Origin of the sequence: Pseudomonas sp. JS3066, assembly GCF_036328175.1 — a bacterium.
Classification (GTDB): domain Bacteria; phylum Pseudomonadota; class Gammaproteobacteria; order Pseudomonadales; family Pseudomonadaceae; genus Metapseudomonas.
In genome coordinates, this window is record NZ_CP143312.1 from 5,296,815 (window position 1) to 5,317,283 (window position 20,469).

Consider the following 20,469-nt stretch of genomic DNA (forward strand, 5'->3'; position numbering starts at 1 on the left):
GCAGAGCTCGCTCCTAAAAAACTCGATTCCCCGCTACTCCCGATAATCCCCGACCGGCACGCAAGCGCAGAACAGATTGCGGTCGCCAAAGACGTTGTCCACCCGGTTCACCGTTGGCCAGTACTTGTGGGCCCGCGTGTGAGCGGTTGGCGTGACGGCCTCTTCGATGCTGTAGGGCCGCTCCCAGTGGCCAGTCACGTCGGCGAGGGTGTGCGGCGCGCGCTTGAGCGGATTGTCCTCGGCCGGCCAGTCTCCCGCCTGCACCTTGGCGATCTCGGCACGAATGCTCAGCATCGCCTCGATGAAACGATCCAGTTCGTGCTTGTTCTCGCTCTCGGTGGGTTCAACCATCAGGGTGCCGGGCACCGGGAAGCTCATGGTCGGTGCGTGGAAGCCGTAGTCCATCAGGCGCTTGGCCACGTCTTCTTCGGTGATGCCGGTTTCCGCCTTGATCGGACGCAGGTCGAGAATGCACTCGTGGGCCACCCGGCCATTTCGGCCGCTGTAGAGCACCGGATAGGCATCGCCGAGCTGGCGCGCCAGGTAGTTGGCACTGAGAATGGCCACTTCGGTGGCATCGGCCAGCTCCGGGCCCATCATGGCGATGTACATCCAGCTGATCGGCAGGATGCTCGCGCTGCCCCAGGGCGCCGCGCTGACCGCACCATTCTCGGGATTCGGTCCTTTCAGCTCGATCACCGGGTGGTTGGCGACGAAGGGCGCCAGGTGTGCGCGGACGCCGATCGGCCCCATGCCCGGTCCACCGCCGCCGTGGGGAATGCAGAAAGTCTTGTGCAGATTCATGTGCGACACGTCGGCACCGATGTCCGCCGGCCGTGCCAGACCGACCTGGGCGTTGAGGTTGGCGCCGTCCATGTAGACCTGACCACCGTGGCTGTGGATAACCTCGCAGATCTCGCGAATGCCCTCCTCGTACACACCGTGAGTCGAGGGATAGGTGGCCATCAGGCAGGACAGTTGACCACCAGCCTCGCCAGCTTTGCGCTTGAGGTCTTCCAGATCGACGTTGCCCTCCGGATCGCACTCGACGATCACCACCCGCATGCTCGCCATCTGCGCCGACGCGGGGTTGGTGCCGTGGGCGGATGCCGGGATCAGGCAGATGTTGCGATGCCCCTCGCCACGGCTCTCGTGGTAACGGCGAATCGCGAGCAGCCCGGCGTACTCGCCCTGGGCGCCCGAGTTGGGCTGCATGCAGATGGCATCGAAACCGGTAATGGCGCAGAGCCAGGCCTCCAGCTCGTCGATCATCAGCTTGTAGCCAAGCGCCTGCTCGCGGGGTGCGAAGGGGTGCAGGTTGGCGAATTCCGGCCAGGTGATGGGGATCATCTCGCTGGTGGCGTTGAGCTTCATGGTGCAGGAGCCCAGCGGGATCATCGCCTGGTTCAGGGCCAGGTCCTTGTTCTCCAGCTGCTTCAGGTAACGCAGCATCTCGGTTTCGCTGTGATGTGCGTTGAACACCGGGTGGGCGAGGTAGTCGCTGCTGCGGGACAGCTCCGCCGGGATTCCAGGGACCAGCACAGCTTCGTCCAGCTCGGCGACGGACAGGCCGTGGTCGGCCCCGAGGAAGATGCAGAACAGCTGCTCCACGGTTTCCGCCGTGCAGGTTTCATCGAGGCTGACCCCCAGCTTGCCGCGGCCGAGGATGCGCAGGTTGATGCGCGCCGCCTTGGCGGATTCGATGACGGCGGTCTGGCTGCCGCCGACATCCAGGGTAAGGGTGTCGAAGTAGTACTGGTTGTCACGTTTGATACCCCGACGCGCCAGGCCTTCGGCGAGGATCGCGGTGAGCCGGTGGACACGCTGGGCGATGCGTTTCAGCCCTTCCGGACCGTGGTAGACGGCGTAGCAGCTGGCGATGTTGGCCAGCAGCACCTGGGCCGTGCAGATATTGGAATTGGCCTTCTCGCGGCGGATGTGCTGTTCGCGGGTCTGCAGGGCCATGCGCAGGGCGACGTTGCCCCGCGCATCCTTGGAGACGCCGATGATCCGGCCCGGCATAGCGCGCTTGAAGTCGTCGCGGGTAGCGAAGAACGCGGCATGCGGCCCGCCGTACCCCATGGGCACGCCGAAACGCTGGGCCGAACCGAACACCACGTCGGCGCCCAGTTCACCGGGTGGCGTGAGCAGCAGCAGGCTGAGCAGGTCGGTACCGACGCAGGCCAGCGCCTGCTGGCCATGCAAGTGCTCGATGAGCGGGCGCAGATCACGGATTTCGCCATGGGTGTCCGGGTATTGCAGCAGCGCGCCAAATACCTGGTGCCGAGCCAGGTTATCCACATGGTCCACCACCACCTCGAAGCCGAAGGCATCGGCGCGGGTCTGCACCACGGAGATGGTTTGCGGATGGCTGTCTTCGTCGACGAAGAACAGGTTGCTCTTCGACTTCGCCACCCGCTTGGCCAGGGCCATGGCTTCGGCGGCGGCAGTGGCCTCGTCCAGCAGGGAAGCGCTGGCGAGATCGAGCCCGGTGAGGTCGATCGTCAATTGCTGGAAGTTCAGCAACGCTTCCAGCCGGCCCTGGGCTATTTCCGGCTGATAAGGGGTGTAGGCCGTGTACCAGCCGGGGCTTTCCAGCACATTGCGCAGGATCACCGTGGGGGTGACAGTGCCGTAGTAGCCCATGCCGATGAGGTTGGTCCACAGCTGGTTCTGCTCGGCATAGCCGCGCAACCTGGCCAGTGCCTGCTGTTCGTCCAGCGCCGGCGGCAGCTCCAGGGGCCGATTGAGGCGGATCGCCGGCGGCACCGTCTGCACAATCAGCTCATCGCGGCTGGTGAGGCCGAGGGCCTCCAGCATCGCCTGCTGCTCCGCATCGTCCGGCCCCAGGTGGCGGCGAAGAAAAGCATCGGGCTGTTGGAGCTGCGACAGCGAGGGCATCTGGGACATGGGCAGAACCTCGTTTGGCCTCATCGAAAAAACAAAAAGCCTCGACTAGCGAGGCTTTTTGAAGGATAGCGGGTGAATCAGCTATCGGCGTCGGCAGCTGCCTTGTAGGCGGCTGCGTCGAGCAGCTTGTCCAGATCGGCCGCGTCGTTGGGCTTGAGCTTGAAGAACCAGGAACCATACGGATCGCTGTTGACGCTCTCGGGGGCGTCGCTCACGGCTTCGTTCACGGCGATCACTTCGCCGCTGATCGGCGCGTAGATATCGGAAGCGGCCTTCACCGACTCCACCACGCCCGCTTCCTGACCAGCGGCCAGGGTCTTGCCGACTTCCGGCAGTTCGACGAAGACCACGTCACCCAGGGCTTCCTGGGCATGGTCGCTGATGCCCACGGTAACGGTGCCATCGGCTTCCAGACGGGCCCACTCGTGGCTGGGGGCGTAACGCAGTTCAGCGGGGATGTTGCTCATATCGAATTCCTCAGAGTCTGTGGCGGATGGCCCGCCTGAAAATTTAGATCAAGGCTTTGCCATTGCGCACGAAGTTCGGTCGAACGACGCGAACAGGGAACCACTTGCCGCGGATTTCCACCTCGGCGCGGTCGCCGGTGGCCATCGGCACGCGCGCCATGGCGATGGACTTGTTCAGGGTCGGAGAGAAGCTGCCGCTGGTGATTTCACCCTCGCCGACACCTTCCACACGCACCACTTGATGGGCGCGCAGCACGCCGCGCTCTTCCAGCACCAGTCCGACCAGCTTGCTCGCCACGCCGGCGGCGCGTTCGGCCTCCAGGGCCTGACGGCCGATGAAGTTGCGGGACTCGGGTTCCCAGGCGATGGTCCAGGCCATATTGGAAACCAGCGGGGAGGTCTCCTCGGTCATGTCCTGGCCATAAAGGTTCATGCCAGCCTCCAAACGCAGGGTGTCACGGGCACCGAGACCAATGGGGGCGATGCCGGCACCCACCAGTTCATTGAAGAAGCCAGCGGCCTGGTCGGCGGGCAGGAGGATTTCCAGGCCGTCTTCGCCGGTGTAACCGGTACGGGCGATGAACCAGTCGCCATCGGGCAGGCCCTGGAAAGGTTTGAGTTCGTGGATCAGCGCAGCGCGTTCGGTGCTCAGCAGCTCTGCCACCTTGGCACGAGCACTGGGGCCCTGGATGGCGAGCACGGCCAGGTCGGCGCGCTCGGTCAGGTTGATGTCGAAGCCCTGGCTGCGGGCCTGCATCCAGGCCAGGTCCTTGTCACGGGTAGCGGCATTGACCACCAGGCGGTAGCCGAAGTCGGTTACGTAGACGATCAGGTCGTCGATCACCCCGCCCTGCTCGTCGAGCATGGCGCTGTAAAGTGCCTTGCCGTGGGCTTGCAGGCGCTCCACATCGTTGGCCAGCAGGTACTGGAGCCAGACCTTGGACTGGCTGCCGGCGACATCCACCACCGTCATGTGGGAGACGTCGAATACGCCGCAATCGCGGCGCACCTGATGGTGCTCCTCGACCTGGGAGCCGTAGTGCAGTGGCATGTCCCAGCCACCGAAATCGACCATCTTGGCTCCCAGCGCGACGTGCTGGTCGTGCAATGGAGTGCGCTGTCCCATGGGTTTCTCCTTCCGGGCTTGGCGAGGATGCGGCGGCCTTGGGAGCGGGTTCATCCGCTGCCGCGGCGGGGGTGGGCCGCAACGAATGGCGCGCATTGTAGCCGCAAGGTGGGGCAGTGGACACTCCAGCCGCCCGTCAGCAGATACCGGCCCCGCGAGCAGGCCAATTGGCATCGCGAGCTGTCTCGCCCGGGCCTCGGCGCGCCTTCGAATCCGGCGTCAGTGGCCGAAGCGTCGTGCCGAACGGCGTATCAGGCCGATCACCGGCATCAGGCCGACCAGCACCAGGGTCAAGGCCGGCAGCGCGGCGCGGGACCATTCGCCTTCGCTGGTCATTTCGAAAATGCGCACGGCCAGGGTGTCCCAGCCGAAGGGGCGCATCAGCAGGGTAGCGGGCATTTCCTTGAGCACGTCGACGAACACCAGCAGTGCGGCGCTCAGGGTGCCGGGCAGTAACAACGGCAGATAGACCCGGAAGAACAGGGCCGGACCGCCAACGCCGAGGCTGCGCGAGGCTTCCGGAAGCGACGGACGGATGCGCGCCAGGCCGTTTTCCAGCGGTCCATAGGCCACCGCCATGAAGCGCACCAGGTAGGCCAGCAACAAGGCGCCGAGGCTGCCCATCAGCAACGGCTTGCCGGCACCGCCAAGCCAGCCGGAGAGGGGAATCACCAGGTGGCTGTCGAGGTAACTGAAGGCCAGCATGATGGACACCGCCAGCACCGAGCCCGGCAGCGCGTAGCCGAGGTTGGCCAGGCCCACCGCGGCGCGCACCGGACGCGTCGGGGCCAGGCGTCGGGCAAAAGCCAGCAACAGCGCCACGCACACGGTCAGCAAGGCCGCCATGCCACCGAGATAGAGGGTGTGCAGGATCAGCCCGGCATAACGCTCGTCGAGATCGAAGCGGCCACGCTGCCAGAACCACACCAGGAGCTGCAGCATGGGAATGACGAAGGCGCAGGCGAACACCAGCGAGCACCAGAAGGTCGCCGCCAGGGCCTTTACCCCGTGCAGGTGATACAGCGCCTTGCCTCGCGGTCGCTCGCTGGCCGGGCGGCTGGCGCCACGGGCACGGCGCTCGCCGTAGAGCACCAGGCAGACCCCGAGTAGCAGCAGGCTGGCCAACTGGGCGGCACTGGAAAGGCTGAAGAAGCCGTACCAGGTCTTGTAGATAGCGGTGGTGAAAGTATCGAAATTGAAGACGGCCACGGCGCCGAAGTCCGCCAGGGTCTCCATGATGGCAAGGGCCAGGCCGGCACCGATGGCCGGTCGCGCCATGGGCAGTGCGACGCGCCAGAAGGCCTGCCAGGGTGATTGCCCGAGAACCCGGGCGGCTTCCATCAAACCCTTGCCCTGGGCCAGGAAAGCGGCGCGGGCCAGCAGGTAGACGTACGGATAGAAGACCAGCACCAGTACCAGGATCACACCGCCGGTGGAGCGCACCCGGGGTAGCCGCAGGCCAGTGCCGAACCACTCGCGGAGCAGGGTCTGTACCGGGCCGGAGAAGTCGAACAGGCCGATAAAGACGAAGGCCAGCACGTAGGCCGGAACGGCGAAGGGCAGCATCAGCGCCCAGTCCAGCCAGCGCCGGCCCGGGAATTCGCAAAGGCTGGTGAGCCAGGCCAGGCTGACGCCGATCACGGTCACGCCCACCGACACGCCGGTGACCAGCACCAAGGTATTACCCAGCAGACGTGGCATCTGGGTTTCCCACAGGTGGGACCAGATTTCCCCATCCACCTCTCCCCAGGACAGCAGCAGGACGCTCAGGGGCAATAGAACCAGGACGGCGACGGCAAAGCTGATGGGATACCAGCGACGCTGGGCGGGATGGGCCACGCAAACCTCTCGGGGATCGAAACAGGACGCCCCGGGCGGGCCGGGGCGTCGAGTATAGCGGTAGAGCGGTGGATCAGTTCCAGCCGACCCGGTCCATCATCTTGATGGCCTCGGCCTGCCGCTTGCCGGCGACTTCCACCGGGATGGTGTCAGCCTTGAAGCTGCCCCAGGCGGCGACTTCCTCGGACGGTTTGACCTTCGGATTGGCCGGGAACTCCTGATTGATGCCGGCGAACAAGGCTTGTGCCTCATCGGTGGTCATCCATTCCACCAGGGCCTTGGCGGCCTCCGGATGCGGCGCATGCCTGGTCACGCCGACGCCGGAAAGGTTGACGTGGACGCCACGGTCAGCCTGGTTCGGCCAGAAAATTTTCACGCGCAGTTCCGGGTTGGCCTTGTGCAGGCGGCCGTAGTAGTAGGTGTTGACGATGCCGACGTCGCACTGGCCGGCATCCACGGCCTGAATCACGGCGTTATCGTCGGCGAAGACGTCGGTGGCCAGGTTGTTCACCCAACCCTTGAGGATTTCCTCGGTCTTGGCCGCGCCATGGGTCTCGATCAGGGTGGCGGTCAGCGACTGGTTGTAGACCTTCTTCGCGGTACGCAGGCAGAGGCGGCCTTCCCAGTTCTTGTCGGCCAGCGCCTCGTAGGTGGATAGTTCTTCCGGCTTCACCCGCTCGGTGGAGTAGACGATGGTCCGCGCGCGCAGAGACAGGCCGGTCCAGGCATGGCTGCCGGATCGGTACTGGGGCGGAATGTTGGCATCTATGGTTGGCGAGGTGAATGGCTGGAGGATGCCCATCTGCTCGGCCTGCCAGAGGTTGCCGGCGTCCACGGTGAGCAGCAGGTCGGCTACGCCGTTGTCACCCTCGGCCTTGATCCGCTGCATCAGCGGAGCTTCCTTGTCGGTGATGAACTTGATCTGCACACCGGTCTTGGCGGTGTAGGCATCGAACACCGGCTTGATCAGCTCGTCGATTCGCGAGGAATAGACCACCACTTCATCGGCGGCCTGGGCCGAAGCAGCGGCGGCGAACAGCGCGAGAAGCGCGAGAAGGGACTTACTTACCCGCATTGCAGGAGCCTCTTGTGATGACGACAAAGGCTGAATGATAGTCAACCTCAGTTGTGAACTCTAAGGGTTTATATGTCGGCGTATGTATTCATGCGCTCCGAAAGACGAAGCCCCAGAACCTGCTCGACTCTGCGAGCTGGAAAAGAACAGGTTTCAGGCGCGCGCCAGGTCAGGCAGGTCACCGGACAGGCCAAGGGCCTGACGTACGAAGAGCGCCTTGGCCTCGGGCATGCCATCCACCCATTTCAGGCCGCTGTTGCGTAACCAGCGCAGGGGCAACGGATCGGCCTGGAATAGGCGCTCGAAGCCCTCCATCGCCGCCATCATGGCCAGGTTGTGGGGCATGCGCCGACGCTCGAAACGACCCAGCACGCGCTCGTCGGCCAGGCGCTCGCCCCGGCCGGCAGCATGCTGAAGGACTTCGGCCAGCACTGCCGCGTCGAGGAAGCCGAGATTGACCCCCTGCCCCGCCAGCGGGTGGATGGTGTGAGCGGCGTCGCCGATCAGGGCCAGACCTTCCTCCACATAGCGCTTGGCGTGGCGCTGGCGCAGCGGGATGCAAAGACGCGGATCGGCACCCAGTACCTCGCCCAGACGCCATTCGAATGCCCGGCCAAGTTCACTGCAGAAGCCGGCCTCGTCCAGAGCCATCAAGCGCTCGGCCTCGGCCGGGGTCGCCGACCAGACGATGGAGCACCAGTGCTCGCCGTCACGCTCGAGGGGAAGGAAGGCCAGCGGGCCGTCGTCGGTGAATCGCTGCCAGGCAGTGCGCTGGTGCGGTTCGGCGCAGCGCACGCTGGTGACGATCGCATGGTGCAGGTAATCCCATTCACGGGTCGCGCAGCCAGCGAGACGGCGCACTGCGGAATTGGCACCATCCGCAGCCACCACCAGAGGAGTGCGCAGTTCGCGGCCATCCACCAGCGTCAGCAACCAGTCGTCGCCGGAACGGCGCAGGCGTTCCAGGCGCGCGCCGGGCATCAGGCCAATGCCACTGTCGTGCAGGGGCTCCATCAGGGCGTCCTGAATCACACGGTTCTCGACGATGTGGCCCAGCACCTCGGCATGCACGCTAGAGGCGGAGAAGTGGACCTGCCCGGTACCGGAACCATCCCAGACATGCATCTCGGAATAGGGGCTGCTGCGCCGCGAGAGGACGCCGGGCCAGGCACCCAGGCGCAGGAGGATGCGCTGGCTGGCGGCGGACAGGGCGCTGACGCGCGGTTCGAAGGCGGCAGCCGGGTCGAAGGGTTTGACGCTGAGTGGGCTGCCATCGATCAGCAGGATGTCCAGGCCGCTGTCCTTCAGCGCCAGGGCCAGGGCACTGCCGACCATGCCGGCACCCACGATGATCAGATCCGCGCGCAATTCCATATCAGGCCTTGAGGCTCCCTGTGTATCCGAGTAAGGCACACCCGGTCAGTCCGGGCGAGTGCCCAGGCCCATGGCCTGGCGGGCAAACCAGCGTTTGGCCGGCGGCAGCAGGTCGAGGCCGAGCAGGCCCAGGTTGCGTCCGGCAGTCAGCAGCGGTTCGGCGTTGGAGAAGAGACGGGTCACCTGGTCGGAGAAACCCACCGTGAGGTTCTGATCCAGGCGCTGGCGCTGCAGGTAGTTCTGCAGAGTGACCAGATCGCCAAGGGGCTTGCCGCTGGCCAGCAATGCCTCGGCCAATGCCTGGGCGTCTCGCAGGGACAAGTTGTAACCCTGGCCGGCGATGGGGTGGAGGCTGTGGGCAGCGTTGCCCAGCACCACCAGGCTGGAGCGCACCTGCTCCTCGGCTTCGATCAGTTCCAGCGGATAGAGGTGACGCGCGCCGACTTGCTGGAAGGCCCCCAGGCGGTAGCCGAAGGCGTCCTGCAATTCGTCGAGGAAGCGCCGCTCATCCAGCCTGGCGAGGCGCTCGGCGTCATCGCCCGGGCGGCTCCAGATCAGCGCGCAGCGATTTTCCGGTAGCGGCAGCAGGGCCATGGGGCCCTCGTCGGTGAAACGCTCGAACGCCTGGCCACGATGGGCTTCCAGCGGGCTGACGTTGGCAATCAGAGCAGTCTGTCGATAGGGAGTGCGACGCACGCCGATGCCCAGTTGCTCACGCAGCCCGGAGCGACCGCCATCGGCCAGTACCGCGAGGTCGCAATCGATCTGGGTTTCGTCATTCAGGGTCAGGCGGTATCCACCTTCCAGCGCCTTCATGCCGGCCACTTCAGCCGGGCAATGCCAGGTCACCACATCCTCGTCCAGCGCCTGCCAGAGGCATTGGCCCAGCCAAGCGTTCTCCACGACGTAACCCAGGGCCGGTACGCCTTCTTCAAGGGCAGCCAGGCGCGCGGCACCAAAACGTCCGCGATCGGAAACGTGGATCTGCAGGATGGGCTCGGCGCGCTGCGCAATGGCCTGCCAGAGTCCGAGGCGCTCGTAGATCTGCCGGCTGCCGAAGGACAGCGCAGAGGAACGGGCGTCGTAGCTGGGCTGGAAGCTGTTGCCAGGGGCGAAGGGTTCGATCAGGAGGATCTTCCAACCCCGCGCCCGAGCACCATCCTGCAGCGCCAGGGCGAGGCTCGCGCCGACCAGGCCGCCGCCAATGATCGCAACTTGGCAGTGATGCATGTCAGGCGGCCTGGCTGCGTGCAGCGGCCATCAGCGCCTCGATTTCGTCCACGGTCTTGGGTACGCCGCCGGTGAGAATCTCGCAGCCGGTCTTCGTCACCACGACGTCGTCCTCGATGCGCACGCCGATGCCGCGCCACTTCTTCGGTACGTCCTGGTTGTCGGCGCCGATGTAGATGCCGGGCTCGACAGTCATCGCCATGCCGGGCTCCAGCACGCGCCACTCACCACCGACCTTGTATTCGCCGACGTCGTGCACGTCCATGCCCAGCCAGTGACCGGCACGGTGCATGTAAAAGGCCTTGTAGGCTTCGGAGGCGATGAGCTCGTCGACGTCGCCCTTGAGCAGGCCCAGCTCCACCAGACCGGAGGTTATGACCTGTACGGTGGCTTCATGGGCTTCGTTCCAATGCTTGCCGGGGGCGATTTCGAGGAAGGCGGCTTCCTGGGATTTCAGCACCAGCTCGTAGATGGCCTTCTGCTCAGGGCTGAAGCGGCCACTGACGGGGAAGGTGCGGGTGATGTCGCTGGCATAGCAATCGAGCTCGCAGGCGGCGTCGATCAGCACCAGGTCGCCGTCCTTCAGCAGGGCGTCGTTCTCCCGGTAGTGCAGGATGCAGGCGTTCTTGCCGGCGGCGACGATGGAGCCGTAGGCCGGCATCTTCGCGCCGCCCCTGCGGAATTCATATTCCAGCTCGGCTTCCAGGTGGTATTCGTACAGGCCGGCGCGGGAGGCCTGCATGGCGCGCACGTGGGCGCGGGCGGAAACCTCGGCGGCCTCGCGCATGACCTTCACTTCAGAGGCCGACTTGTACAGGCGCATGTCGTGCAGCAGATGATCCAGCGCGACGAATTCCTTCGGCGGCTGAGCGCCCTGACGGGCCTTGGAGCGGATGGTGTTGACCCACTCCATCAGGTGCTGGTCGAACTCGGTGTTGGTGCCGATGGAGTAGTAGACGCGACTGCGCCCTTCAATCAGACCGGGAAGGATGTCGTCGATGTCGCCGATGGGGAACGCGTCGTCGGCGCCGAAATCCCGGGTGGCACCGTCCTGACCGGCACGCAGGCCGTCCCAGAGTTCACGCTCCGGATCGCGCTCGCGGCAGAACAGCACGTACTCGCCGTGCTCGCGACCAGGGATCAACACCAGCACCGCTTCCGGCTCGGGAAAACCGCTGAGGTACTGGAAGTCGCTGTCCTGGCGATAGACGTGCTCGACGTCGCGGTTGCGGATATGCACGGGCGCGGCGGGCAGGATGGCGATGCTGTTGGCTTCCATCTGCGCCATCAGCGCCTTGCGGCGGCGGGCGTATTCGGCCTTGGGGATACGGGTCATGCGCGCTCCTTCAGGGCGGGCGAATGCCCGCCACTCGGGTCAATGCAACGAGGGTTTGGCAGCCGGCGCAGCGGGCCTGGCGCATTCGGCGAAGAGCAGCAGGGGCGCGACGCGCAGGTACTCCATCACCTCCATATAGTCGCTTTCGCCGTCGTCGGATTCTTCCAGGGCGCTCTGCACCTGAGCGATCGAGGCGAGGTCCTGAAGCACTTCGACGGCCTCGCCGGACAGTGCGCCTTCACGGGCGGTGAGGCCGAACCCACCCAGGAAGCCCTGGCACCACTGGCCGAGGGCAGCGGCCCGCTCGGCCAGCGGCGCATCGTCGCTGGGCAGCAGCAGGACCACGGCCATCTCCGTGCCGGTCAGTTCGCTCTTGACCATTTCCTGCAGGCCGATCAGGGCCTGGCGCAGATTATCCTGTGGGGCGCTACCGAGTAATTCGGCGGCATCCTCCAGCCAGGGTTCCGGCTCGAAACCGGCACCGGCGCAACTGCGCCCCAAGAGCATGCCGTGCAATTCGGCGGGGGAAACCGGCTGGCCAGCGGAGGCGAGGAGCGCGGCGAAAGCGTTGTAGGGAGAATTCGAACTGGACATAAGGGTGGCTAGGCGCCAGAGGGCGCAATCACTAGAATGACGGCCTCGTATCCTAGCAGCCTGGCGCGGCGAAGGCAGCATTGGCCGCCCGTCCACCGGGCCCTATCTACGGGCATGCGACAATTTGCACCGTCGCCTGCGGGTTTGACCCTTTCCCGTGTCAGTCCTATATAGTCCCGGTCACTCCTCACCAAGTAGACGCCCATGGAAGACGCCGAACTGCATGCACTGACAGCCAAGCTGGAACTGCTGATCCAGCGTGTAGAGCAGCTCAAGGCCCAGAACCGGCTCCTGCTTGCCAGCGAGAAGGCCTGGCGCGAAGAACGCGCTCATCTGATCGAAAAGAACGAAATGGCCCGGCTCAAGGTCGAAGCGATGATTTCGCGCCTGAAAGCCCTGGAGCAGGATTCATGACCCAGTCCAACACCGTCACCGTCCAAATCCTCGATAAGGAATACTGCATCGCTTGCCCTGCGGACGAGCGCGCCAACCTTGAAAGCGCTGCCCGCTATCTCGACGGCAAGATGCGCGAGATACGTTCAAGCGGGAAAGTCATCGGTGCCGACCGCATCGCCGTAATGGCCGCGCTGAACATCACCCATGATCTGCTGCACAAGCAGCAGCGTCTGGACCAGGAGGCCACGTCCACTCGTGAGCGGGTCCGCGACCTGCTTGAGCGCGTTGACCACGCCCTGGCCGCCGACCCCGACGCGCAGCAGGCCTGAGCATCGTCCGGCCGCGACAAACTGACGCTTTCTGGCGTTTTTTGACGCTGTCGGACCGACGCATAGCAGTTTCCTGAACGGTTCTTGGGGTATACTCGCCGCCAGCTCCCTGGTGTGTTGGCCAGTCGGTGATGTCCCTGAGCCGATAAATGCAACCACGGGGGTTGCAAGTTGAGGCCGGTGTGCATGTCCGCCTGACGGAAAGCCTTAACGCCTCCTGCAGCCTCCACCTTGAACTTTCGGGTTCAAGGGCTAACCCGACAGCGGCACGACCGGGGAGTCTATTTTCTTCATGATCTGCGCCGGTTCCCATTCCCGCCAGAGCTTGCGCCGCCTGCTCCGCCAGGCCCGCCGCGCACTTACCCCCCTCCAGCAGAAGCACGCCGCCAAGGCCCTGTACCGACAACTCGCACAGGCCCCCCTGTTCCGGCGCGCCCGGCACATTGCCCTCTATCTGCCAACCAATGGCGAGATCGATCCGCGTCCGCTACTGCGCGAAGTACAGCGCCGGGGCAAGCAAGCCTACCTGCCGGTACTCAATGCCTGGCCCAGGGAGAAAATGGTTTTCCAGCGTCTGCTGCCGGGGGAACGCCTGAAGAAGAACCGCTTCCGCATCCTCGAACCTCGCGCCAATCCGGCGCAGCAGCGCAAGGTCTGGGCACTGGATCTGGTCCTGATGCCGCTGGTGGGCTTCGATGAATCAGGTGGACGCCTGGGGATGGGCGGCGGCTTCTACGACCGTAGCCTGGCCTATCTGACGCGCCGTCACCAATGGCGCAAACCGACCCTGCTGGGCCTGGCGCACGAATGCCAGAAGGTGGACAGGCTGGAACTCGCCAGCTGGGACGTCGTCCTGCAGGCGACCGTAACGGACAAGGGCTGGTACTGAAGAGCACTGGCAGCGGCATCGCGATCCTTGCGATGCCGGCCGAGTAGAATCAGGGCTGTTGGGTCAGGTTGACGGGCGCGTTGCTCTGACGTTCCCACAGGCTTTGCGTGTAACCAGTGGTAACGACACCCAGACCAAAAATAATGACCAATACCCAGAGGATGTCTGGCTTGCGTTTCATCGATTGCCTCCCCCTTGCAGGCAAACTTCGCGCGATGACCGATGGCGAGTTGTTGTTTTGATTGGACCGAACGGTAGCAGCAGCTTAAAGCGCGGCATTCTCCGGCAACGTGAGCGAACACGCAATTTATGACGCCAACCGGCCGTCGGCCGGTCTTCAAGCTTGGATGCCCCAATTAAGGACGAACGTACAGGAGCAAAGTTCATGCCTTTCTGGCTGATGAAATCCGAACCGGACGAACTTTCCATCCATGACCTGCAGCGCCTGGGCAAGGCGCGCTGGGATGGCGTGCGCAACTACCAGGCGCGCAACTTCATGCGCGCGATGCGTCCGGGCGAACTGTTCTTCTTCTATCACTCCAGCTGCCCCGAACCGGGCGTCGCCGGCATCGCGCGAATCGCCGGGGAGACCTACCCGGACCCCACCGCCCTGGACCCACAAAGCCATTACCACGACCCCAAAGCGAACGCCGAGAAGAATCCTTGGAGCGCCCTGGACGTGGAGTTCGTCGAGGCCTTCACTCGAGTCATCCCCCTCGGCCTGTTGCGCGAGCAGGCGGTGCTGTCCGGCATGGCCCTGGTACAGAAGGGCAGTCGCCTGTCGGTGATGCCAGTGACAGAAGAAGAATGGGCTGGAGTACTCGCCCTTCGTTGAGTCGGGCATGGCCCTGTGCTATGACGGAGAGGAATCCACTGGGGCACCCCCATGCCGCATTCTCATCCCGCCTGGCTGGTCCGAACGACACTCGCCCTGCTCTTCCTGGCGCTGTGCGGTACCAGCCTGCTGCTCTGGAAGCAGCTGGAAGATGCCCATCAGGAGCGCATTCGTGAGCGCGTCGGTTATCAGGCGCGCGCCCTGGCCGCCGAACTGGAAAACAACCTGATTGACGAGGTCGAGGGTCTGCGGCGCATTGCCATCCTATGGAACCACCAGGGCCGGCTTCCGCGAGACGAATGGGAGTTGGAAGTCCGTTTTGCCCTGGAGCACTTTCCTGGCTACCAGTCGATCCAGTGGATGGGAGAAGACCTACGCATGCGCTGGGTCATGCCGGAAAAAGGCAACGAGGCGGCTATTGGTTTCCGCCTGACGCGCATTCATCCCAACTTCAATCTCGCCATGCAGGCCAAGGCCAGCGGTGAACCGCAGATGTCCAACAGCTTTGCCCTGGTTCAGGGCGGACGTGGCGTCATCCTCTACACCCCGCTGTTTATCAGCAACGAGCAGGGCAGCCGCACCTTCGATGGCTTCCTCCAGGGCGTATTCCGCGTCGAATCGCTGATGGATGCGCTGCTCGGCAGCCTCGACAATCGCGACTTCAGCGTCCAGTTGCTGGAGTCCGGTCAAGCCATCTACCTCCAGCAGCGACCGGAAACCCTGAACAGCCTCAGCCAGCGCGTTCCGCTGCACCTGCTCAACAACAGCAACTTCGCCCTGCAGCTCTCCCCGACCGCCAAACTGGTGGAACAGCTCAGCTCGCCGCTGCCCCAAGTCGTCCTCGGCGCCGGCCTGCTCACCAGCCTGTTACTGGTCGCCGCCCTCGCCCTGGCGCTGGAGAATGCCCGTCGCGCCAGCGCGCTACAGATCGGCTATCGGCGCCTGAACGAAGAAGTCAGCCAGCGCGAACACGCCGAGCAGGATCTGCGTGACAGCCGCGAACGCCTGCAACTGGTACTCGACCTGACCGATTCCAGCCATGACGGCCTGTTCATCTTCGATCTCGCCAATCGCGAGATCCTGCACATGAACCCCGCCACCTACGCAAGCCTCGGCTACAGCGCCGAAACCTTTCGCCGGCTACTCAAGGAAGATCCTGAGCAACTCATGCCCGGCTTCCACACCTGGCTGGAGCTGGTGCGCCAGGCTCGCCGGGATGGCAACTCGGGTATTTTCCAGCGCGAGATGCGCCGCGCCGATGACAGCCTCCAGGCAGCGGAAATCAGTGCGCAACTGGTGAGTCAGAATGGTCGCGACTACCTGATCGGCGTCTCTCGCGACAATCGCGAGCGACTGGAACTGGAGGCGCGCCTGCAGCGACTTTCTCAGCTGGATGGCCTGACCGGGCTATACAACCGGCGCTATTTCGACCGACAGTTGAACGGTGAGTGGCGCCGCCTGCGCCGCCTCGGTGCGCCGCTGGCATTGCTGATGCTGGATGTGGATCACTTCAAGGCGTTCAACGACCAACTTGGTCACCAGGCGGGCGATGATGCGCTGCGCCAGGTCGCCCAGGCGCTCCAGCAGAGCCTGCAACGTGAAGGTGACGTGGCCTGCCGTTACGGCGGGGAGGAGTTCGCCATCATCCTCGCCAACACCGCCGAAGACGGCGCACGACATGTTGCCGAACGGGTAATGGCGCACGTGGCGGAACTGCAGATCGAGCACCCCGGCAGTCCCGAGGGGCTGCTGACGTTGAGCATCGGCATCGCCGTCTCTGACCCGGCCCGCGAAGAGCAGCCCGACAGCCTGGTATCACGCAGCGACGCCGCGCTCTACCGGGCCAAGCACGAAGGGCGCAATCGCACCTGCCTGTGGGAGAAAGGTCAGGGTTGAATGATCAGATTGTTGAACAGCAGGTCGTCCACCAGTGGCTCGCCTTCTTCGCTGTGCAATACCTGCTGCACTTGCTTGAGGGCTTCCTGGCGAAGCTTTTCCTTCGAGTCGGAGGAGGCCAGGCTCTCGTCGGTCTGCTGGGAGAACAGCATCACCAACTGATTGCGGATCAGCGGCTCATGACGAGTCACCTTGTCCTGCGCCTCGGGGCCGGAGACGCGCAGGGAAACATCGGCCTTGTAGTACTTCAGGCGAGGGCCGGGGCCATAGTTGCCGACCAGGGAAGGCACCAGATCGATATAGGCGACCTTGGGTGCCTCACCTTCCTTGGGCTCTTCTTTCTCATTGGCCACTGCCAGCAGGGGAAGGGTCAGTGCCAGCAGCAATGCAGTCAGTCTTTTCACCAGGGTCATCCTCAGCACGAATGCCGCCTAGCATAGCCACAGCGGCGGCAAGCCCCAAGACCTCCGTTTATGCAGGCCTATCAGGCGCGGCCATGCTGATTGACCGCCCTGCCCCCCAACCTACACTGCAAGGCCACATGCCCGGGGCCAGAGCCCCAAGCCAAGGAGCTCCGCGATGAAAGCCGTCCTGTGCAAAGCCTTCGGTCCCGCCGATACTCTGGTGCTGGAGGAAGTCGCCAGCCCCGAGCCCAAAAAGAACGAGATCCTGATCGACGTCCATGCGGCGGCGGTCAACTTCCCCGACACGCTGATCATCGAAGGCAAGTACCAGTTCAAGCCGCCCTTCCCGTTCTCTCCGGGTGGTGAAGCGGCAGGCGTGGTCGCGGCGGTGGGTGAGAAGGTCAGCCACCTCAAGCCTGGTGATCGCGTGATGGCGCTGACCGGCTGGGGTAGCTTCGCCGAGCAAGTGGCCGTGCCGTCCTACAACGTAATGCCGATTCCGAAGGGTATCGACTTCAATTCCGCCGCGGCTTTTGGCATGACCTACGGCACGTCGATGCACGCGCTCAAGCAGCGCGCTAACCTGCAACCCGGCGAGACCCTGCTGGTGCTGGGTGCCTCCGGCGGTGTAGGCCTGGCGGCGGTGGAGATCGGCAAGGCGATGGGAGCACGAGTGATCGCTGCGGCCAGCAGTGCGGAAAAACTGGCAGTGGCCAAGGCCGCCGGGGCCGATGCGCTGATCAACTACAGCGAAGAAAGTCTCAAGGATCGCGTCAAGGAGCTGACAGGCGGCCAGGGCGCCGACGTGATCTACGATCCGGTCGGCGGCGACCTGTTCGATGCTGCCGTGCGCTCGATCAACTGGAACGGTCGCCTGCTGGTGGTGGGTTTTGCCAGCGGCCGCATCCCCGAGCTTCCAGTGAACCTGGCCCTGCTCAAGGGCGCCTCGGTGGTTGGCGTGTTCTGGGGCTCGTTCGCCCAGCGTCAGCCCCAGGACAACCTGGCCAACTTCCAGCAGTTGTTCGCCTGGTATGCCGAAGGCAAACTCAAGCCGCTGGTGTCCCAGACGTTCCCGCTGGAGCGCGCTAGCGACGCCATCAATGCCCTGGCCACGCGCCAGGCAGTGGGCAAGGTGGTGGTCGAGGTACGCTGACACTTCACCCTACAAGAATGAAAAAGACCGCCCGAGGGCGGTCTTTTTTGATGTCCGGGAATCAGGAACGCGGGGCGTAGGCGAACACGTCCGCGCGCATCTGATGGGCATCCATCCCTGCGGCAACCAGGGCGTCCAAGGTGGCGTAGACCATCGCTGGGGAACCGCTCGCGTAGACGTGCAGTTGCTTGAGGTCAGGGAAGTCCTCGCACACGACTTCGTGCAGCAGACCGCGACGTCCCTGCCAATCACAGGGGTCGCTGACCACCTTGTGCAGGATCAAGTTTTCCAGACCCTGCCAGTCGCTCCAATGGACCAACTCGTAGAAGTCCTCCGGCTGGCGCACGCCCCAGTAGAGGTGCACCGGGTGCTTGAAACCGGTGGCCCGGCAGTGTTCGATCAGACTGTGTATCTGCCCCATCCCCGTGCCTGCGGCAATCAGCACCAGCGGACCTTCCGGCAACTCCGCCAGGTGGGTATCGCCGAAGGGCATGCGGACCTTGGCCATACGAGTGCGCTGCAGTTGCGCGAGCAGCGCCTTGGCGCTGTTCTCACGACCGAGAATGTGCAGTTCGATATCCCGCCCGGCGCTGGGCGCCGAAGCCATGGAAAAGGCTGAGGACTCGCCGTCGTCCCGTTCGATCAACAGGTACTGGCCAGCGTGATAGCGCGGCGGCTTGCCTGCCGGGGCACGCAGGCGCACACGCCAGACATCGCCCCCCACGGACGAACACTCGGTGAGCTGGCAACTCAGGCTTCGCACCGGTAATTCACCCGGCGCCAGCACACCATCCCAGTGCAGGACGCAGTCTTCAAGGGGCTCGGCCAGGCAGGTGAACAGCTCGCCCTGCGTCAGTTCTGCGCCGTTCTGGAGTACTCGTCCTTCCACCAGCAGGGCCGCGCAAACATGACAGTTCCCGTTGCGGCAGCTTTGCGGGCACTCGTAGCCGAGCCGACGCGCCGCATCCAGGATGCGCTCGCTGGGAGCCGTCTGGATGATTGCGCCGGAGGGTTGCAGAGTGACACGCATCAGTCGATTCCCAGAGAGGACCACAGCTCGTCGACGCGGCGCTTGACCGCTTCGTCCTGGACGATTACCCGACCCCATTCGCGGTTGGTCTCGCCCGGCCACTTGTGAGTGGCGTCCAGGCCCATCTTCGAGCCGAGGCCTGAGATGGGCGAGGCGAAGTCCAGGTAGTCGATCGGCGTGTTGTCGATCATCACCGTGTCGCGCTTGGGGTCCATGCGCGTGGTGATGGCCCAGATCACGTCGTTCCAGTCCCGCGCATTGACGTCGTCATCGGTGACTATGACGAACTTGGTGTACATGAACTGTCGCAGGAACGACCAGACACCCAGCATTACGCGCTTGGCGTGGCCGGGATACTGCTTCTTCATGGTCACCACCGCCATGCGGTAGGAGCAACCTTCCGGCGGCAGGTAGAAATCGACGATCTCGGGGAACTGCTTCTGCAGGATCGGCACGAAGACTTCGTTCAGCGCCACGCCGAGGATGGCCGGCTCATCCGGCGGCCGGCCGGTGTAGGTGCTGTGGTAGATAGGTTTCTGCCGGCGAGTGATGCGTTCCACGGTGAACACCGGGAAGCGATCCACTTCGTTGTAGTAGCCGGTGTGGTCACCATAGGGACCTTCGTCAGCCATCTCTCCAGGGTGGATCACCCCCTCAAGAACAATCTCCGCGCTGGCCGGCACCTGCAGGTCACTGCCAAGGCATTTCACCAGTTCGGTACGGTTGTCCCGCAGCAGGCCGGCGAAGGCATATTCGGAAAGGGAGTCCGGCACGGGCGTCACGGCGCCGAGGATGGTCGCCGGATCCGCGCCGAGGGCTACCGCGACAGGGAACGGCTGGCCAGGGTGTTTGGCGCACCACTCGCGATAATCCAGCGCGCCGCCGCGGTGGCTTAGCCAGCGCATGATGACCTTGTTGCGGCCGATCACCTGCTGGCGATAGATGCCGAGGTTCTGGCGCTCCTTGTTCGGGCCGCGGGTGACGGTCAGGCCCCAGGTAATCAGCGGGGCGACGTCGCCCGGCCAGCAGGTTTGCACCGGCAGCCTGGTGAGGTCGACATCGTCGCCCTCCTCCACCACTTCCTGGCATGGGCCATCCTTCAGCACCTTGGGCGCCATGGCGATGACCTTCTTGAAGATCGGCAGCTTGGACCAGGCGTCCTTGAGACCCTTGGGCGGCTCGGGCTCCTTGAGGAAGGCCAGCAGCTTGCCGATCTCGCGCAGCTCGCCGACGTCCTCGGCGCCCATCCCCAAGGCCACTCGGCCGGGAGTGCCAAAGAGGTTGCCGAGCACCGGAATGTCGAAGCCGGTGGGCTTTTCGAACAACAGCGCCGGGCCCTGCTTGCGCAGGGTGCGGTCGCAGATTTCGGTCATTTCCAGCACCGGTGACACTGGAGTGGCGATGCGCTTGAGCTCGCCGCGCTGCTCCAGGCCGCTGATAAAGTCGCGCAGATCGCGATACTGCATGCTTGAGCCTCTTGGGGCGTGCAGGTCGGGGCGCAAAGTTTAGCGCCGAACTGGGTTATTCAGAAGAACAAAGGGCCAGTGCAGAAATGCAAAAGCCGGGTTTCCCCGGCTTTTGCGGCA

Annotated in this window: 19 protein-coding genes and 1 other RNA gene; 7 read left to right on the forward strand and 13 right to left on the reverse strand. The window is 64.3% G+C overall.

What is annotated here, in order from left to right:
* Positions 1–33: 33 nt before the first annotated feature.
* The 9 genes from gcvP to SA496_RS24885 all read right to left on the reverse strand — a co-directional run bounded on the left by gcvP (position 34) and on the right by SA496_RS24885 (position 11,951).
* Entirely contained in the window at positions 34–2,910 is a 2,877-nt protein-coding gene (gcvP, locus tag SA496_RS24845) for an aminomethyl-transferring glycine dehydrogenase (protein WP_330114646.1), read from the reverse strand.
* A 77-nt stretch (positions 2,911–2,987) separates the two neighbouring features.
* Positions 2,988–3,377, reverse strand: coding sequence for a glycine cleavage system protein GcvH (gene gcvH / locus SA496_RS24850; protein ID WP_120654017.1), 390 nt, complete (start codon positions 3,375–3,377; stop codon positions 2,988–2,990).
* Between the two features lie 43 nt (positions 3,378–3,420).
* Positions 3,421–4,503, reverse strand: coding sequence for a glycine cleavage system aminomethyltransferase GcvT (gene gcvT, locus SA496_RS24855; protein ID WP_120654016.1), 1,083 nt, complete (start codon positions 4,501–4,503; stop codon positions 3,421–3,423).
* A 219-nt stretch (positions 4,504–4,722) separates the two neighbouring features.
* On the reverse strand, positions 4,723–6,342 hold the full coding sequence (locus tag SA496_RS24860) for an ABC transporter permease (protein WP_120654015.1): 1,620 nt from the start codon (positions 6,340–6,342) through the stop codon (positions 4,723–4,725).
* A 73-nt stretch (positions 6,343–6,415) separates the two neighbouring features.
* On the reverse strand, positions 6,416–7,417 hold the full coding sequence (locus SA496_RS24865; protein WP_120654014.1) for an extracellular solute-binding protein: 1,002 nt from the start codon (positions 7,415–7,417) through the stop codon (positions 6,416–6,418).
* A gap of 153 nt (positions 7,418–7,570) precedes the next feature.
* Complete coding sequence (locus SA496_RS24870; RefSeq protein WP_162945909.1) at positions 7,571–8,785, reverse strand: 2-octaprenyl-3-methyl-6-methoxy-1,4-benzoquinol hydroxylase; 1,215 nt, start codon at positions 8,783–8,785, stop codon at positions 7,571–7,573.
* A 51-nt stretch (positions 8,786–8,836) separates the two neighbouring features.
* Entirely contained in the window at positions 8,837–10,021 is a 1,185-nt protein-coding gene (ubiH, locus tag SA496_RS24875) for a 2-octaprenyl-6-methoxyphenyl hydroxylase (protein WP_330114647.1), read from the reverse strand.
* A 1-nt stretch (position 10,022) separates the two neighbouring features.
* A complete protein-coding gene (gene pepP / locus SA496_RS24880; RefSeq protein WP_330114648.1) occupies positions 10,023–11,357 on the reverse strand; it encodes a Xaa-Pro aminopeptidase in 1,335 nt (444 codons plus the stop codon).
* A gap of 39 nt (positions 11,358–11,396) precedes the next feature.
* A complete protein-coding gene (locus tag SA496_RS24885; protein WP_153919025.1) occupies positions 11,397–11,951 on the reverse strand; it encodes a YecA/YgfB family protein in 555 nt (184 codons plus the stop codon).
* Between the two features lie 204 nt (positions 11,952–12,155).
* On the opposite strand from SA496_RS24885, the gene SA496_RS24890 reads away from it, so the two are divergent.
* The 4 genes from SA496_RS24890 (at position 12,156) to SA496_RS24905 (ending at position 13,565) form a co-directional block, all read left to right on the forward strand.
* On the forward strand, positions 12,156–12,365 hold the full coding sequence (locus tag SA496_RS24890) for a TIGR02449 family protein (protein WP_028626819.1): 210 nt from the start codon (positions 12,156–12,158) through the stop codon (positions 12,363–12,365).
* Positions 12,362–12,676, forward strand: a complete 315-nt coding sequence (locus SA496_RS24895) for a cell division protein ZapA (protein WP_077525606.1) — start codon at positions 12,362–12,364, stop codon at positions 12,674–12,676. Before SA496_RS24890 ends, SA496_RS24895 begins: the two co-directional genes overlap by 4 nt.
* Before the next feature lie 103 nt (positions 12,677–12,779).
* Positions 12,780–12,959, forward strand: a non-coding RNA gene (ssrS, locus tag SA496_RS24900) — 6S RNA.
* Between the two features lie 9 nt (positions 12,960–12,968).
* The gene (locus SA496_RS24905) at positions 12,969–13,565 is read left to right on the forward strand and encodes a 5-formyltetrahydrofolate cyclo-ligase (protein ID WP_120654009.1); all 597 of its coding nucleotides are present in this window, start codon (positions 12,969–12,971) and stop codon (positions 13,563–13,565) included.
* Between the two features lie 49 nt (positions 13,566–13,614).
* On the opposite strand, the gene SA496_RS24910 is transcribed toward SA496_RS24905, so the two are convergent.
* A complete protein-coding gene (locus tag SA496_RS24910) occupies positions 13,615–13,746 on the reverse strand; it encodes a hypothetical protein (protein ID WP_016495303.1) in 132 nt (43 codons plus the stop codon).
* 204 nt (positions 13,747–13,950) lie between these two features.
* On the opposite strand from SA496_RS24910, the gene SA496_RS24915 reads away from it, so the two are divergent.
* Positions 13,951–14,400 (forward strand): EVE domain-containing protein, encoded by a 450-nt coding sequence (locus SA496_RS24915; protein ID WP_120654008.1) that lies wholly within the window; start codon positions 13,951–13,953, stop codon positions 14,398–14,400.
* A 51-nt stretch (positions 14,401–14,451) separates the two neighbouring features.
* On the forward strand, positions 14,452–16,296 hold the full coding sequence (locus SA496_RS24920) for a sensor domain-containing diguanylate cyclase (protein ID WP_330114649.1): 1,845 nt from the start codon (positions 14,452–14,454) through the stop codon (positions 16,294–16,296).
* On the opposite strand, the gene SA496_RS24925 is transcribed toward SA496_RS24920, so the two are convergent.
* Positions 16,287–16,700 (reverse strand): flagellar basal body-associated protein FliL, encoded by a 414-nt coding sequence (locus SA496_RS24925; RefSeq protein ID WP_120655324.1) that lies wholly within the window; start codon positions 16,698–16,700, stop codon positions 16,287–16,289. The genes SA496_RS24920 and SA496_RS24925 overlap by 10 nt on opposite strands.
* Before the next feature lie 175 nt (positions 16,701–16,875).
* Between SA496_RS24925 and SA496_RS24930 the strand changes: the two genes are divergently transcribed.
* The gene (locus SA496_RS24930) at positions 16,876–17,853 is read left to right on the forward strand and encodes an NADPH:quinone oxidoreductase family protein (protein WP_120654006.1); all 978 of its coding nucleotides are present in this window, start codon (positions 16,876–16,878) and stop codon (positions 17,851–17,853) included.
* Between the two features lie 61 nt (positions 17,854–17,914).
* Here the strand turns inward: SA496_RS24930 and SA496_RS24935 are convergent, their stop codons facing one another.
* Both SA496_RS24935 and ubiD read right to left on the reverse strand, forming a co-directional pair.
* On the reverse strand, positions 17,915–18,883 hold the full coding sequence (locus SA496_RS24935; protein WP_120654005.1) for a CDP-6-deoxy-delta-3,4-glucoseen reductase: 969 nt from the start codon (positions 18,881–18,883) through the stop codon (positions 17,915–17,917).
* Positions 18,883–20,349 carry a 4-hydroxy-3-polyprenylbenzoate decarboxylase gene (gene ubiD, locus SA496_RS24940; protein WP_153919034.1) on the reverse strand — a complete coding sequence of 489 codons (1,467 nt, stop codon included), beginning with the start codon at positions 20,347–20,349 and terminating at the stop codon, positions 18,883–18,885. The genes SA496_RS24935 and ubiD overlap by 1 nt, the downstream gene beginning before the upstream one ends.
* Between the last annotated feature and the right edge of the window lie 120 nt (positions 20,350–20,469).